This window comes from Mesorhizobium sp. M1B.F.Ca.ET.045.04.1.1 (assembly GCF_003952465.1).
Taxonomy (GTDB): domain Bacteria; phylum Pseudomonadota; class Alphaproteobacteria; order Rhizobiales; family Rhizobiaceae; genus Mesorhizobium; species Mesorhizobium shonense.
The window spans coordinates 2,686,281-2,701,192 of sequence record NZ_CP034448.1 but is presented as its reverse complement, the minus strand read 5'-3'; the positions used below and the strand labels follow the sequence as shown (position 1 = coordinate 2,701,192).

The 14,912-nt window shown below is 63.7% G+C and carries 14 protein-coding genes; 8 read left to right on the top strand and 6 right to left on the bottom strand.

Annotated elements, in window-relative coordinates; genetic code table 11:
• Positions 1-39 precede the first annotated feature (39 nt).
• The 4 genes from EJ071_RS13220 to EJ071_RS13205 form a co-directional block, all read right to left on the bottom strand.
• Positions 40-1,125, bottom strand: a complete 1,086-nt coding sequence (locus tag EJ071_RS13220) for a siderophore-interacting protein (RefSeq protein ID WP_126098263.1) — start codon at positions 1,123-1,125, stop codon at positions 40-42.
• Between the two features lie 166 nt (positions 1,126-1,291).
• On the bottom strand, positions 1,292-1,606 hold the full coding sequence (locus tag EJ071_RS13215; RefSeq protein ID WP_126098262.1) for a nuclear transport factor 2 family protein: 315 nt from the start codon (positions 1,604-1,606) through the stop codon (positions 1,292-1,294).
• Positions 1,606-2,382, bottom strand: a complete 777-nt coding sequence (locus EJ071_RS13210; protein WP_126098261.1) for an alpha/beta hydrolase-fold protein — start codon at positions 2,380-2,382, stop codon at positions 1,606-1,608. Before EJ071_RS13210 ends, EJ071_RS13215 begins: the two co-directional genes overlap by 1 nt.
• Before the next feature lie 5 nt (positions 2,383-2,387).
• Positions 2,388-3,554, bottom strand: coding sequence for an ATP-grasp domain-containing protein (locus tag EJ071_RS13205; protein ID WP_126098260.1), 1,167 nt, complete (start codon positions 3,552-3,554; stop codon positions 2,388-2,390).
• 466 nt (positions 3,555-4,020) lie between these two features.
• Between EJ071_RS13205 and leuA the strand changes: the two genes are divergently transcribed.
• From leuA to EJ071_RS13180, 4 genes are all read left to right on the top strand, one after another.
• Positions 4,021-5,697 carry a 2-isopropylmalate synthase gene (gene leuA, locus EJ071_RS13195; protein ID WP_189521539.1) on the top strand — a complete coding sequence of 559 codons (1,677 nt, stop codon included), beginning with the start codon at positions 4,021-4,023 and terminating at the stop codon, positions 5,695-5,697.
• A 197-nt stretch (positions 5,698-5,894) separates the two neighbouring features.
• Positions 5,895-7,661 carry a hypothetical protein gene (locus tag EJ071_RS13190; protein ID WP_126098258.1) on the top strand — a complete coding sequence of 589 codons (1,767 nt, stop codon included), beginning with the start codon at positions 5,895-5,897 and terminating at the stop codon, positions 7,659-7,661.
• Between the two features lie 228 nt (positions 7,662-7,889).
• Complete coding sequence (locus EJ071_RS13185) at positions 7,890-8,693, top strand: alpha/beta fold hydrolase (RefSeq protein WP_126098257.1); 804 nt, start codon at positions 7,890-7,892, stop codon at positions 8,691-8,693.
• Between the two features lie 70 nt (positions 8,694-8,763).
• The gene (locus EJ071_RS13180) at positions 8,764-9,381 is read left to right on the top strand and encodes a hypothetical protein (RefSeq protein WP_126098256.1); all 618 of its coding nucleotides are present in this window, start codon (positions 8,764-8,766) and stop codon (positions 9,379-9,381) included.
• A gap of 84 nt (positions 9,382-9,465) precedes the next feature.
• On the opposite strand, the gene EJ071_RS13175 is transcribed toward EJ071_RS13180, so the two are convergent.
• On the bottom strand, positions 9,466-10,410 hold the full coding sequence (locus EJ071_RS13175; protein ID WP_126098255.1) for a metallophosphoesterase: 945 nt from the start codon (positions 10,408-10,410) through the stop codon (positions 9,466-9,468).
• Positions 10,411-10,478: 68 nt separating this feature from the next.
• On the opposite strand from EJ071_RS13175, the gene EJ071_RS13170 reads away from it, so the two are divergent.
• A complete protein-coding gene (locus EJ071_RS13170) occupies positions 10,479-10,982 on the top strand; it encodes an NUDIX domain-containing protein (RefSeq protein ID WP_126098254.1) in 504 nt (167 codons plus the stop codon).
• On the opposite strand, the gene EJ071_RS13165 is transcribed toward EJ071_RS13170, so the two are convergent.
• Positions 10,983-11,966, bottom strand: coding sequence for a glutathione S-transferase family protein (locus EJ071_RS13165; RefSeq protein WP_126098253.1), 984 nt, complete (start codon positions 11,964-11,966; stop codon positions 10,983-10,985). It lies immediately after the preceding gene.
• A 314-nt stretch (positions 11,967-12,280) separates the two neighbouring features.
• Between EJ071_RS13165 and EJ071_RS13160 the strand changes: the two genes are divergently transcribed.
• The 3 genes from EJ071_RS13160 (at position 12,281) to EJ071_RS13150 (ending at position 14,897) form a co-directional block, all read left to right on the top strand.
• A complete protein-coding gene (locus tag EJ071_RS13160; protein ID WP_126098252.1) occupies positions 12,281-12,817 on the top strand; it encodes an N-acetyltransferase in 537 nt (178 codons plus the stop codon).
• Between the two features lie 136 nt (positions 12,818-12,953).
• The gene (locus EJ071_RS13155) at positions 12,954-13,715 is read left to right on the top strand and encodes a 3-hydroxyacyl-CoA dehydrogenase (RefSeq protein ID WP_126098251.1); all 762 of its coding nucleotides are present in this window, start codon (positions 12,954-12,956) and stop codon (positions 13,713-13,715) included.
• Positions 13,716-13,721: 6 nt separating this feature from the next.
• The gene (locus EJ071_RS13150; protein WP_126098250.1) at positions 13,722-14,897 is read left to right on the top strand and encodes a CaiB/BaiF CoA-transferase family protein; all 1,176 of its coding nucleotides are present in this window, start codon (positions 13,722-13,724) and stop codon (positions 14,895-14,897) included.
• Positions 14,898-14,912: the final 15 nt, after the last annotated feature.

The following is a 14,912-nucleotide window of genomic DNA, read 5'->3' as shown; positions in this document are numbered from 1 at the left end:
CCGACTGCCGTGAAGCGTGCGGCGAGGACAAATCCAAATTCATGGATTGTCCTGTTCCTCGCCGTCCCCGCCCTCGCCATGCGCGCCACGGCGCCAATAGGCGGTGACCAGATGCCGGTCGCGCGGCAGGCCCCACTTCTTGCGCACGATCCTGCGGATCTCCCGGAAGTCGGCGAACTCGCATCCGGCCCAGACATAGAGATCGTCGGCCGCATGATCGCGTTCGCCCAATGCCGCCGGCAGCAGACCGGCGCGGCCTGCTTCGCGGCCGTGCCGGTAGAGCCAGCGGACGGCGATGTTATCGCCCTGTGTCAGCGCGATCCGGTCTTCCGGACCATCGACCTCGATCAGGGCCTCGGCGCAAGCCGCTGGCGGGAGTTCCTCCAGGATCCTGCCGATGGCGGGAAGCGCCGTGTCATCGCCGACCAGGAGCAGATTTTGCGCCTCCGGCACGCCACCACCGCCGGGGCCGATCATGCCGATGACATCGCCGGCCCGCGCGCCCTGCGCGAAAGCCGCGGCCGGCGTTTCAGTTCCCGGATGCAGCACGAAGTCGATGTCGAGCCAGCCATCGGCGACATCGAGCGCGCGGATCGTATAGACGCGGACGGTGAGCGCATCCTCGCCTGATGGCCACACGATCATGCCGTCGGCGCGCATGGAGGGCCACACCGGCTGCCGCCCGGCAGGGGGCAGCAACAGCCGCACATGCAGCCCGCCATGGGCGAAGCGACCGAGGTCGTGGCCCGAGAAGCGCACACGCTGCATATGTGGCGACAGCCGCGTCGAGGATTGCACGGTGATCTCACGGAAGAAGACGGGCGTGCCGGCATCGCTGCCGTCGCCCTGCCAGCGCAAGCCGCCGGTGGTTCCCAACTGCCCGGCGATATGACCCGCAACGATCATCTTCATGTAGGACAAGCAGGTTTCGTCTTGCGCCGCGACCCGGATGCGTACACCGCCGTCGTCGAGCGTGGCATTCAGCGAGCCGTAATGCATGTGGAATTCCCACTGGCCGGCAATACCAGTGTCGATCTCGCAGTCACGGTGTTCGGCGCGCAGACTGTCCATCACCGCCCGAATGGCGTTATTGCGGATATCGGCTTGCGCGCTTAGTCGATCCATAGCTCAAGTCTCCTGGAACCGGCGCATGCAAGGGCGCCATCCGTCAGGCGGGCATGCCACAATGGCACCCTGGTTTCCACAGAAACTTGACTAAACAATTCATATTTTATGATCGCCGGCGGAATGACCCGCCTCGGATCATGCGTCAAGCCAAGCGCTTCCGGGTTCAACTGATGATCAGGCTCGCGATCCGGTCGCCGTCCAGCGTGAAGGTCATGTCGCCTTCGCCGTTGAAGCCGTTGCCTGCCACCTTGATGCGCACATGGCAGGCGCCGTCAGACGGCGCGATGCGGACGATGTCGAGATGGGACTGCACGCCGATATTGTCCGTCCGGTTCCAGCGCGCGATCTGTTCGCGTCCGCGGAAAGAACGGCCCCAGTCGGTGAGCAGGGCATCGGCCGTGAAGGTTTCGAGAAAGGCCTCGCTGTCGCCGGCATTGGTGGCTTCGACAAAACGGCGAATCGGGTCGGGTGTGGTCATCAATCGAGCCTGTGCATCAGATCGTCGTCCAACCAGCGCCCGAAGAAATAAACGAGCTGCTTGTGCCACCACGGCCAGTCATGGCTGACGTCGCCGCCCCAATAGTCGACCCAGGCCGGAATGGATTTGTCGCGCAGCACCTGCTCAAGTTCGCGCGTCTCGACAAGCATGCGCTCTTCCCAGGCGCCCTGCCCGCAGCAGAAGATTAGCCTCAGCGCCCTCAGCCGCCCGAGCAGCCTCTGGTCGACGATGCCCGGCAGATAATCGAGCGGCGAATTGTAGAAGATGCTGCCCTCGAGCGTCCGGTCGAAGAAGTCGCGGGTCGAATAGACGCCGGACAGCGAGATCACGCCGCTCGCCAGTTCCGGATAGCGGAACACGAAATTCGACGAGTGGTAGCCTCCCATCGAGCAGCCGCAGAACAGCGGCTTCAAGCTGCGCCCGCCATTGGCCTTGGCGGCAACCGACTGCAGTTCCGGCAGCGCCTCCTCGCGCACATAGCGGAAATAGGCCTCGTGGCGGGCGATGCGGCTGGCGAGATCGCCATGCTTGTCGAAGAAGGATTCCGAATCGATGCCGTCGAGCGTGAACAGCTGGATGCGGCCGGTATCGATGAATTCGGCGAGCGCGCCGACGCCGCCCGAATCCTCGAACTGGAAGAACCGCCCCTGCGAGGTCGGGAACACCACCACCGGCCGCCCGGCATGGCCGTAGCGCTTGTACTCCATGTCGCGGCCGAGATTGCGGGCATGGCCCTTGTGATAGGAAACGTCCATTCGCCTCACGCCTTTTCCGCGTGGATATAGTCGACCGCCCGGCGCAGCGCTTTCTGGTCCTTCGAGCGCATCTGGTAGGCGTAATTGCCCATGGCGCGGCTGAAAACCTCTTCGATGGCCTGGTGGTGGACGATCTTGTCGCCGTGCGCGGCTAGCACGTCCTCATGGCTGTGCAAATAGTCGAGGTGGCGTTTGCGGCTGGCATAGGCGGTGAAATACTTGCCCTTGTAGGGGCCGCCGGCCGCGTCCTTGACCACCATGTCGGCCCATTCGCCATAGACGTCGATGTCGAAGGTGTAGTTGATCGCGTCGGTCATCCAGGCGCCGGGCGGGCGCATGTTGACCTCGAGCGCGATGACGCGCTTGTCCCTGGTTTCGAACAATTCAATGTGGAAGAAGCGCTCGCGCACGTCGAACGCCTTGAGGATCTTCCTGCCCGCCTCCTCGACCGCCGGGCTGATCTCGGGAAAGCAGGTGTAGCTCATGTGGCGGTCGCGGTTGACCACCTCCATGACGCTCTGATCGTAGCGGTGGCTCGCCGCCAGCACCACCTCACCGTCGCGGTTGACCAGCCCGTCGAAGGTCACCACCAACCCTTCGATGAACTGCTCCATGACGAAGCTGACGCCTTCGGGCTTGTCCCTGAAGAACTGGTCGAGCTCTTTCGCGTTTGAAATCTTAAACGTGTTCGAGGCGCCGGAGCCTGAATCCGGCTTGACCACCACCGGATAGCCGACGCGGCGGATGAAGGTCATGGCCCCGGCGCGGTCGGAGCATTTGCGCTGCGGAATGGTCTCGACGCCGCTCTTGCGGAAGAAGGCGCGCATCCGGCTCTTGCGCTTCAAATTCTTCACGAAATCGAGCTTGGTGCCGAAGATGTTGAAGTCGGTGCGGATGTTGGCTTCGAGCTCCAGCCAGTGCTCGTTGAGCGACTCGAACCGATCGATGCGCCCCCATTTGTGGATGAAGTGCCCCATCGCCCGGAACACGGCATCGTAGTCTTCCATGTCCGCGACGCGGTAATATTCCGACAGCGCCGCCTTTAACTTCCCGCTCAGCGTTTCATAGGACGCGTCGCCGATGCCGAGCACCGTGGCGCCGGCCTTCCTCAGCCGGTCGCAGAAATCGGCGCCGTTGGCCGGAAAATGCGGCGAGAAGAACACGAAATTCATGCACGACCTCCCCCTGAGATCAGGTCCTCCGGGAGCGAGTGTGGCGCATTTGCCTGATGCGGGGAAGAGCGGCACTTCACGCGGCGGGGCCGGCACTTGCCTCCCGATGGCTGCTCCTGTAAGAGAGCCGGCATGACCACGCGCACCCGCTCCGTCGCTTCTCCTCGCCCCGGCTTTGCCGGCGAGACCGTGCGCGCGCTTGCTTCGACCCTGCTTCTTCTCGGCCTTATCGGCGATCGCCGGGTTCGCTGAAGGAGCGCCCGGCGGTCGAAAACCGCCGCTCAGGGCGCATGCTCCTTGGCCAGATTGGCAAGTCACATCAAGCGAATGAAACTTTGGTAAAGGCGCCGCTCGGCACCAACCCGCCTGAAGGCGGTCACACGAGCCGCCGGGAGAAACGACGATGAATAGAAGAGAAGCAATCCGCGCCGGCGAGGCAGAAACGGGCGCGCAAGCGCCCGGGCAGATGTCGGACGCCGCCCGCAAATATCAACCCTACCCGACCGTCAATCTCGCCGATCGCACTTGGCCGTCCAAGGTCATCGACCAGGCGCCGATCTGGTGCTCGGTCGACCTGCGCGACGGCAACCAGGCGCTGATCGACCCGATGGGCCATGAGCGCAAGGCGCGCATGTTCGCGTTGCTCATCGACATGGGCTTCAAGGAGATCGAGATCGGCTTTCCGTCGGCTTCGCAGACCGACTTCGATTTCGCCCGTTGGTGCATCGAGGAAGGCGGCGTGCCGAGCGATGTGTCGCTGCAGGTGCTGGTGCAGTGCCGGCCCGAGCTGATTACGCGGACCTTCGAAGCACTCAAGGGCGCCCATCGCCCGATCGTGCATTTCTACAACTCGACCAGCGAGCTGCAGCGTCGCGTCGTCTTCGAAAAGGACGTTGCCGGCATCAAGCGGATCGCCACCGACGCCGCCAAAATGATCACCGACATGGCGGCCAAGGCCGGCGGCGGCTATCGTTTCGAGTACTCGCCGGAGAGCTTCACCGGCACCGAGCTCGAGGTCGCCCTGGAGATCTGCAACGCCGTCATCGAGATCGTGAAGCCGACGGCCGACAACAAGCTGATCATCAACCTGCCCTCGACCGTCGAAATGTCGACGCCCAACGTCTATGCCGACCGCATCGAATGGATGTGCCGCAACCTCGACAACCGCGACAAGCTGATCATCTCGCTGCATCCGCACAATGACCGCGGCACCGGCATCGCCACCACCGAGCTCGGCCTGATGGCCGGCGCCGACCGCGTCGAGGGAACGCTGTTCGGCAATGGCGAGCGCACCGGCAATGTCGACATCGTGACGCTGGCGCTCAACATGTACACGCAAGGGGTCGATCCCGGGCTGGACTGCTCCGACATCAACCGGATGAAGGATGTCTACGAATATTCCAATCAGTTGAAGATTCCGGAACGCCATCCCTATGTCGGCGAGCTCGTCTACACCGCGTTCTCCGGCTCGCACCAGGATGCCATCAACAAGGGCATGAAGGCGCTGCGCAAGGCCAACACGCCGCTCTGGGAAGTGCCCTATCTGCCGATCGACCCGGCCGACGTCGGCCGCACCTATGAGGCGATCATCCGCATCAACTCGCAGTCCGGCAAGGGCGGCATCGCCTATGTTCTGCAGGCCGATTATGGCCTCAACCTGCCGCGCAACCTGCAGATCGAGTTCAGCCAGGCGATCCAGGCGATCACCGACGCCGAAGGCAAGGAAGTGCCGGCCAAGCGCATCCACGAGCGCTTCCTCGAAGCCTATGTCGACCAGCCCGGCGCCAGGCTGAAATTCCTCGACCACCACACCTACCCCGACACTGCGGCGAAGGGGCGGCGCATGGTGGAGGCGGTCATCCTCGACAATGGCAAGGAGATGACCATCACCGGTTCCGGCACCGGCCCGATCGACGGCTTCGTCGATGCGCTTTCGCGCCATGTTGGCGTCGAGATGTCGGTGCTCGACTATTCCGAACATTCCTTGCAGCGCGGTTCGAACGCCTCGGCCATCTCCTATGTCGAGATGGAATATCCGGGCGGCAAGCTGTTCGGCGCCGGCATAAACACCAACATCGTCGCCGCCTCGCTGGAGGCCGTGGTTTCGGCCGCCAACCGGATTCTGGGCCGCGGGGCCGGCTGATTGTTTGACCTATGAAGCGTGGCGCGTTCACCGGACGTGCCACGCTTCATGGCAGGCGCAAGCCGCGATCAAATTCATTAACCGGCAGGTAAATTTCCCGTGGCTTACGCGATCACATAACAGAAGGTTCCTTGTGCGACGGCGCGAGCGCTATATTATCGCGCCCTAACCTGTGCCGACTTCGGAAGGATCGACACTTGGAGCCTGCCACGCCTGCCGCCCCCGCAGTGCGCGAGACATTGGAGCGACTGCTTGCCAGCGAAACGTTCGGACGCTCCGAGCGCGCGCGCAGGCTATTACGCTATCTCGTGGAGCGCGAGCAGGCCGGCGAAGGCGACAGGCTGAAGGGCCTTTCCATCGCCATGGACGTCTTCGGCAAGGACGGCGATTTCGACTCGGCGACCGACGCCGTCGTCAGGGTCCAAGCCGGGCGGCTGCGTGAGCTTCTGGAGCATTATTTCGCCAATGAGGGCATTGCCGAGCCGGTGCGCATCGCAATCCCGCGTGGCGGCTATGTACCTTCCTACGAGCTGAATGCGATCCGGCTGGCCGCCGAAGCCAAACCCGCCGGTAGCGGCCAGGCCGCTCCGCCATCGGCCGAACATCTCGAGAATTCCGCACCCACCGAAGCCGCGCCATTGATGCCGACCCCGGCGGCGTCCGCCTCTTCGCTGACGCGCCAATTGCGGTTCTTCTGGGCCGCCATGGTTCTGGTCATCGCCATGCTGGGTGTCCTTGTCGTCCGCCAGGGCAACGCCTTTTTCCACGATCGCGACGCAGCCGCGCCGGTCGAAACGGCAGGTGCGACCAGCAGCGTTGCTTCGCAGCCGTTCGAGAGCTTGCCCTTGATCTACATGGCCATCAAAGCCGATGGCCCTGAGGCGGCCCGTGTCGCCGCTTCGCTACGCGCAGGCCTCGCCGGCTTCGATACCATAGACTTCATCGGGCGTGACGCCGATGCCACGCGCGAAAGTTCCGCCGATCCCGTTAGCTTCGTTTTCGACGTTATTCCCGGACCCGCCGCCGGCGACGTGATGATCGAATTGCAAAGCGTCGCGACAGGACGGGTTCTCCTGTCGCGCAACCTGACGTCAGCTGAAAGCGCGCCTGGTGCGGTCGAGAACAACGTCGCCAGTCTTTTGACTTCGACCATCCCCGCTTCCGGCGCGATCTACAGTTATATCGACCAGAGCGACATCCAGACCAGCCAGATCGGATGTCTGGTGCTCAACGACCGCTACTACCTCGACCAGAGCGGCAAGACGCACGAGGCTGCGTATCGCTGCCTGGAGAAGCTGGTCGGCGAAGGCACGAAATCATCGCTCGTCTACTCGGAACTGGCTTCCCTGCAACTGGAAGCCGTCAACAACCACTACGCCTATCCGCCCGGCGCGACCATCGAACAGGCCATGTCGTTTGCTCATCGCGCCATTCAGATGGGGCCGATGAGCCCGCACGCGCATCGCGCCTATGGCTATCTCAACTCGCGTCTCGGCAATACCGACGAAGCGATCCGCTGGATGCGCAAGTCCTATGAGCTCAACCCCTATGATCTCGGTATGGCCGCCGCCTATGGCTACGGTCTGATCTTCGCCGGCAAATATCAGGAAGGTACGCCGATCCTCGGCCACGCCGTCGAAACATTCAGCGGCCACCCGACCTGGTGGGATTACGGTCTGTTTCTCGGAGCCCTGATGCAAGGCGACACGAAGCGGGCGGCGATTGCCAGCGAGTCGCTCAGAACCACGGCGTCAAAATCGCATTACCTGGCCGCACGCCTGATCGGCGCCAAGATTTCAGGCCGTGACAAACTCGCGAGCCAGCTGGCCAACGAATTGACGGCCGAATTCCCGAAATTCGCCGCCGATCCGCGCGCGACCTTCGTCGACAGGAAGTATCCCGCGGATCTCACCGATCGGCTGGTGCAGTCCCTGCGCTCTGCGGGAATCGGCAATCCAAGCTGAGGCCGCAAGCCTGTCTCCGCCGCGTCGACCGACGATGGAACCGATCCCTGGCTGCCCCGATCGCCTCAATAGCACGAGGACGACCGAAAAAATTAGAGTATGCTTATGCGGTTGGTTTGGCGCTGACCGCCCCAGTCGCGAAGATTTTACTAGCTATCGACTCGGCCGGGGAGCATCCAGCCACGATTTGGAATTGCCGCTCGTTTTGCTTCGTAACCGATAAATTTCATGCTGCCATCCCTTAACGTCGCCGAATACGGTGCAGGCCCGAAGACGATCGTGTTGCTGCACGGCTTCGGTAGCTGCCATGAGACATGGCGCGACGTGATTTCTGCATTGGCGCCGAGTGCGAGGGTGCTGGCCTACGATCTGCCGGGCCATGGAAACTCGTTGGAATGTGACGGAAATGGCGGCGCCAAGCAGGCGGCACGGGCCATCCTCGCGGATCTGGCCATCCGCCGGCTGGGCAGGGTCCACCTCGTTGGCCATTCCATGGGCGGCGCGATCGCAACGTTGATGGCGCTCGCCGATCCCGAAAGGGTGGCCTCGCTGACCTTGCTGGCGCCCGGCGGCTTCGGTCCCGAGATCAACGGGCCGCTGCTGCGCCGCTATGCCGCCGCAGACGACAGCAATGAGATTCGCGCTTGTCTTGCCGCCATGTCGGGACCGGGAAGCATGCCTCCTGAACACGTGGTGGAGGCGCTTTTGCGTATGCGTGGACGGCCGGGCCAGTTACAGACCCTTGTCGATATCGCGGCCGCGATGACCAGGGATGACCGGCAAGGTGTCATCCCCGGCGAACGGCTGGAGACCTTGAACATGCCGGTGATGGTGGTTTGGGGAACCGACGATCCCGTCCTGCCCGTCGACCAGGCCGAAAGCCTGCCGGCGCATTTCCACCTGCACCACGTGCTGGAGGCCGGCCACATGCTGGCCGAGGAGGCGCCCGACCTGATCGCAGAGGTCGTGCGCCGCAACACGCGGCGGCGCCGTCGAGGCCGGCGGCCTGTATTGGGCGCCGCGGCGAGCTGAACCCCATCTCGCAGTGCATTTTGCCGGCGACTGTGTTAACTCGCTGTTTACCAACAGCGAGGCAGCCGCCATGAAGGATGCAGGCGACAAAATCACCCCGATCGAGCCATCGCGAAAGCTCGCGGATGCGATCCGCGACGTCAAGAATGCCTTCGCCGACCGCGACGATGTGGTGGTCGACATGCGCGAGGCGCACCGCATGCGGCTCGAACTTCTGGCTGCCGAGCTTGCGCCCGTCTTTGCCGATGTGCCGGCCGACATCGACAATTTCGATTTCGCCGTCTCGTCAGGCCTGCAGCCACGACTGTGGATCGATGCCGTCAGCCACGTCGCCATGGGGCGGGATCGCCGCACCTTCCGCTTCCTCAAGGACACGCGCATCGGCCGCGTGGTGCTGGCCGAATCCGTCGACATGAAGCCCGTTTCGGACGCCGTGACACGATACGTGGCCGAGCGTGTCGTCGAACGGCAGCGGATGATGGAGGGCGGGGTCGAGAGCGCCGTGCCTGGCCTGCATCGCGCCGATGTCCAGGAAGCGGAGCCGCCCTTGCAATCCGCAGCGCGCCGCAACGGCTGGACGACCTTCTTCGCCGGCCTTGGCTTGATCGCCGCCGGCGCCCTGGTGGGCCTGGCGGTGTCGCTCGTGCTGTTCTGGGACCGCATCGCCCAGATGAAGATCAGCTTCTGACGGGAGCATGATCCCGAAAAGTGGAATCCGGTTTTCGGAAAAGATCATGCTCAAACAAACAGATAGAGCCTATCCATCCCGATTTCATCGGGATGGAACAGGCTTTGGCTCCCGAACCACAGGCATATCGACGCCGAGCTCCATCACCTGAATATCCGACGGCGGCAGTGCCGGACCGGTCAGGCCGCGCCGTGTCAGGCGGATGCTCCAGTTGCCTTTTTCCCCGTCTATCTCGAACAGATTGTATTGAGCGGCCGGATGCCTGCCGCCCGGCGCCTGGCCGGCGGCGGCCACGCCGACCACCGGCACCTTGGCGCCGCGCGGGCCGATGGTGAACAGCGACGGCAGATGCGAGTGACCGTGCAGGACAAGCTCGGCGCCATGCCGGCGAATGACCTTGTTGAAGCGCGCGATGCCGAACAGCCGCTTATGCTGCGAGACGGCGCCGCGCACTGGCGGATGATGGATCATGATGGCGCGAAACAGCCCCTGTTTGGCCGTGGCATCGAGTATCTTGGCGAGCCGCTCCGCCTGGCCCTCCATGAAGAACCCGTTGGCCATGAAAGGCGCCGTGGCCCGCGCCGTCGTGACGCCGATCAGCGCAACATCGCCTCGCACACGCAGATACGGAAAGGAATTGCGGTCGACCGGGCTGTTGACACCGTCGCCCGTCATCCACGGCGCCCAGGACCGGCAGACCTTGTCGAAGGCGCCCGGCACGTAGGCGTCGTGATTGCCTGGCACCACGGACACGTCGTTCGGAGCGCCAAGCGTCTCCAACCAATGCTTCGCCATCTCGATCTCGCCGTCGAGCGCCAGGTTGACGAGATCGCCGGTGACGGCGAGATGGTCTGGCGCGTTGGCCTTGATGTCGGCGACGATCGTGTCGATGACGGCATCATGCATATGGCGGCGACGGTTGCGCTGCCAGTTGACGTAACCCAGCACGCGCTTGGACGCGAGGTCGCGATAGGTTACATCGGGCAGAGGCCCCAGATGGACATCGGAAATATGTGCGAGCCTGAGCATAGCCCCTTCTTAAGCGACACGGTTCAGGCTTTCCACTCACCGTTTGCTGTTCGCTTGGCGATTGCCGGATGACCGGCGCCACCGATCCGGAACAGGCGTTCCGCCAGGCCGGCTGGGCGGGACTGCGGGCAAGGCTGTTCCATCTCTATTTCCTGCTGCGGCGCCCGATGACGCTTGGCGTCCGCGGCCTGGTCTACGACCGCGCCTCCAACACCGTCTTCCTCATCCGCCATACCTATGTTCCGGGCTGGCAATTGCCGGGCGGCGGCGTCGAGATAGGCGAGACCCTTCTTGAGGCCTTGGCGCGCGAGCTGGCCGAGGAAGGCAACATCGCGCTGACGGCCCCGCCGATGCTAAAATCGATGCATTTCAACCGCCGCTCCAGCCGCCGCGACCATGTCGGTCTCTATCTGATCGAAGCCTTCAGCCAGGCGGCGCCAAAACTGCCTGACCATGAGATCGCCGAGGCGGCCTTCTTTCCGCTAGACCGCCTGCCGAAAGACACGACGCCGGCGACACGACGACGGATTGCCGAAATTTTCGACGGCGAGCAGGCCTCAGTCTACTGGTAGTCAAGCTGCCTTCCTGAACCTGCCGCGATCGTGCGCCGCCGCATAGTCGAGTTCTGGCCCCACCGGGACAATGCCCGTCGGATTGATCGATTTGTGGCTTCCGTAATAATGCGACTTGATGTGATGCAGGTTGACCGTTCCTGACACGCCGGGCACCTGGTAGAGGTCGCGCAGATAGTTCGACAGGTTCGGATAGTCGGCGATGCGGCGCAGATTGCATTTGAAGTGGCCGACATAGACCGGATCGAAGCGCACCAGCGTGGTGAACAGCCGCCAGTCGGCTTCGGTGATGCGTTCGCCGGCCAGATAGCGGTGCTTTGAAAGCCGCTCCTCGATCGTATCGAGCGCCGAGAACAGCTCGCCGAACGCTTCCTCATAGGCTTCCTGCGTGGTGGCGAAGCCGGTGCGGTAAACGCCGTTGTTGATCGCCGGATAGACCAGCGCATTGATCTTGTCGATCTCGGCGCGCAGCGCCCGCGGATAGAAGTCGAGGTTCGCATCGCCCCATTCGTCGAAGGCGGAATTGAGCATCCGAATGATTTCTGAGGACTCGTTATTGACGATGGTCTGTTGGTGTTTATCCCACAGCACAGGCACCGAGGCCCGGCCCGAATAGGCGGGATCGGCCTTCGCATAGATCTGGTGCAGGAAGTCGAGGCCGTAGAGCGTGTCTCCGGTGGCGCCGTCTTCCGCCTTGAAGGTCCAACCGTTCTCGCCCATGAAATGGTGCACCACCGAGACGGAGATGATGGCTTCCAGCTTCTTCAGGGCGCGGAATATCAGCGTCCGGTGCGCCCATGGGCAGGCAAGCGAGACGTAAAGGTGGTAGCGGCCGGGTTCTGCCTTGAAGCCGCGCTTGTGGCCCTCCGCCGGCGCGCCGTCGCGCGTCACCCAGTCGCGCCATTGCGCTTCGGCCCGCACGAATCTGCCGCCGCTGTTGGCGACCGGCCGATCCTGCCATCTGCCTTCAATCAGCAATCCCATGCGAAATCTCCCTGCGGCCCCAACAGATATTTAGGCGTTTGGCCGGAATGTCGAAGCCCTCAGGCGCTGAACAGTTCGTCAAACGACGAACCAGTTCGTTCAAACGACGAACCAGTTCGTCGAGCCGCACAAAGAAAGGTGAAAAGCGCCGATTGCAGCCGGGAAAAATTGATGGTAGCGGAGGCGCCCATGTTCGACTTTGCCTCGATCCGGTTCGACCGACGACGAAAGGGCGCCCGCGCTTGATGAAGCGCTGACTGGCGAACGCTGCCGCTTGCAGCAAACCTTTCCTCGCATACCGGAACGCAAAGACCATGAGCCTTGCCGACGTGAAATATCTGCCGGAAACCCCGGCGCACGATCCTGAAATCGAAGCCATAAACGAGGAAGCCTTCGGGCCAGGCCGTTTTGTGCTTGCCGCTTACAAGATCCGCGAGTCCGGCGGGCATGACCGCTCGATGTCTTTTGTCGCGGTCAAGGGCGATACGGTGATTGCTTCCGTGCGCATGACGCGCGTCGCGGCAGGCGTCGGCCGCGCCATGATGCTGGGGCCGCTCGCCGTGCGGCCGGCGTTCAAGAATCTCGGCATCGGCCGCCGGCTGGTTGCGATCGCGCTCGAAGCCGCGGCGAAGGCCGGCGCGCCGGCCGTGATGCTGGTCGGCGACGAGCCTTACTATGGGCCGCTCGGCTTCAAGCGCTTCCCGCGCGGGCAGATCACCATGCCGCGCCCGGTCGATCTCGACAGGCTTCTCCACCACGAAATCAGGCCGGGCGCGGTGGCCCGGTTCGTCGGCGAGGTCTGCCATGCGGACACCGCCCGCCTGCCCGAGCAACTCCCAGCAATGGCGTGATCGACAATGTCGATTGATCCCGGTCAATCGCCCCGCGATTGATCCCGCCGACCGTCAATCCACATGTCAATTGATGCAGGTTGCGCCTCGCGGGCGGGCTTCGTAGCATGACCAAAAATCCTGGGAGGACGCCGACATGAACCCGAATGGCCAGATCGCGATCGTCACCGGCGGTGGCTCCGGCCTAGGCGAAGCGACGGCGCGCGCCCTTGCCGCCAAGGGCGCCAGGGTTGCCATACTGGATGTCGGCGTCGAGCGCGCGGCGAAGGTTGCCGCCGATATCGGCGGCATCGCCGTTCAGTGCGATGTCAGCAGCGGCGACAGCGGCGTCGCCGCCATTGCCGAGGTGGCGAACAAGCTCGGCGAGCCGCGCATCCTGGTCAACTGCGCCGGCATCGCCATCGGCGTGAAGACGGTCGGCAAGGATGGTCCGCACCCACTCGACCAGTACCGCAAGGTGATCGAGATCAACCTGATCGGCACCTTCAACATGATCCGCCTCGTCGCCGACCGGGCGGCGAAACTCGATCCGCTGGCAGGCGGCGAGCGCGGCATCATCGTCAACACCGCTTCGGTCGCGGCCTATGACGGCCAGATCGGCCAGGCCGCCTATTCGGCATCCAAGGGCGGCGTCGTCGGCATGACGCTGCCGGTGGCGCGCGACCTCGCGCGCTCCGGCATCCGCGTCTGCACCATCGCCCCCGGCATCTTCAAGACGCCGATGATGGCCGGCATGCCGCAGGAGGTGCAGGATTCGCTCGGCGCCTCGGTCCCCTTCCCGCCCCGCCTCGGCGAGCCATCGGAGTATGCCGCGCTTGCTCTCCACATCATCGAGAACCAGATGCTGAACGGCGAGACGATCCGCCTCGACGGCGCGATCCGCATGGCGCCGAAATAGAAAGCAATGACCACGCCACCGACAGCCACCGACAAGGCAGGACCTCTGGCTGGCTTGAGGGTGATCGAGATGGCAGGCCTCGGCCCGGTGCCGCTGGCCGCCCTGATGCTGTCGGAAATGGGCGCCGAGGTGCTGCGCATCGAGCGGGCGGACGCCAGAGAGCCGCTTCTGTCCTTGCCGGAAGCCTACGACCTCGACCGCCATGGCCGCTCAATCCTCAAGCTCGACCTGAAACGCCCGGATGGCCAGGAGCTTCTGTTGCGCCTTGCGGAAAAGGCCGACATCCTCATCGAAGGCTTTCGCCCCGGCGTCATGGAGCGGCTGGGTCTCGGTCCCGGCATCGCGCTCGAACGCAATCCGGCGCTGATCTATGGCCGCCTGACGGGTTTCGGCCAGGACGGGCCGCTCTCGCGTCGTGCCGGCCATGACATCACCTATCTCGCTTATGCCGGCCTGCTGCACGCCATCGGCAGGCAAGAGGCGCCGCCCGCGCCGCCGCTCAACCTCGTTGCCGATCAGGGTGGCGGCGCCATGATGCTGATTGCCGGCATGCTGGCGGCCCTGTTCCAGCGTTCGCGCACCGGCAAGGGCCAGGTGATCGACGCCGCGATGATCGAGGGCGCATCGATGCTCGCGGCTCCGATCCACGCTTTCATGGCGGCAGGCCTCTGGAACGACCGACGCGGCGAGAACCTGCTCGATTCAGGGGCGCCCTCCTACGACACTTACGAGACCGCAGACGGCCGGCATGTCGCCATCGGCTGCCTCGAACCGCAGTTCTTCGCTGAATTCGCCAGGCTGCTGCCGCTCGACCAGCGTTTTGTCCGCAGCCAATATGACAGGGCATCGTGGCCCGAGATGCGAGCCGTGATCGCAGCCAGGATCAGAGAGAACACGCGCGACGAGTGGATCGACGTCTTTGGCCCGACCGATGCCTGTGTGGCGCCGGTTCTTTCCATGACCGAAGCCAGGAACCACCCTCACAATCGCGCAAGGCAGAGCTTCGTGAGTTCCGGCCGGCTTGAGCGTCCGGCCCCTTCGCCGCGCTTCTCGCAAGCTCCTCAAACTCTTGCCACGGCGCCAAACGCTGCCGATCGTCAGCCGGCCACCGTGCTGGCGCGCTTCGGCATCGACGAAAGTGAAATCGAGGCCCTTGTCAGGTCCGGCCTGTTTGGCCAATAAACCGGAGAACAGAAA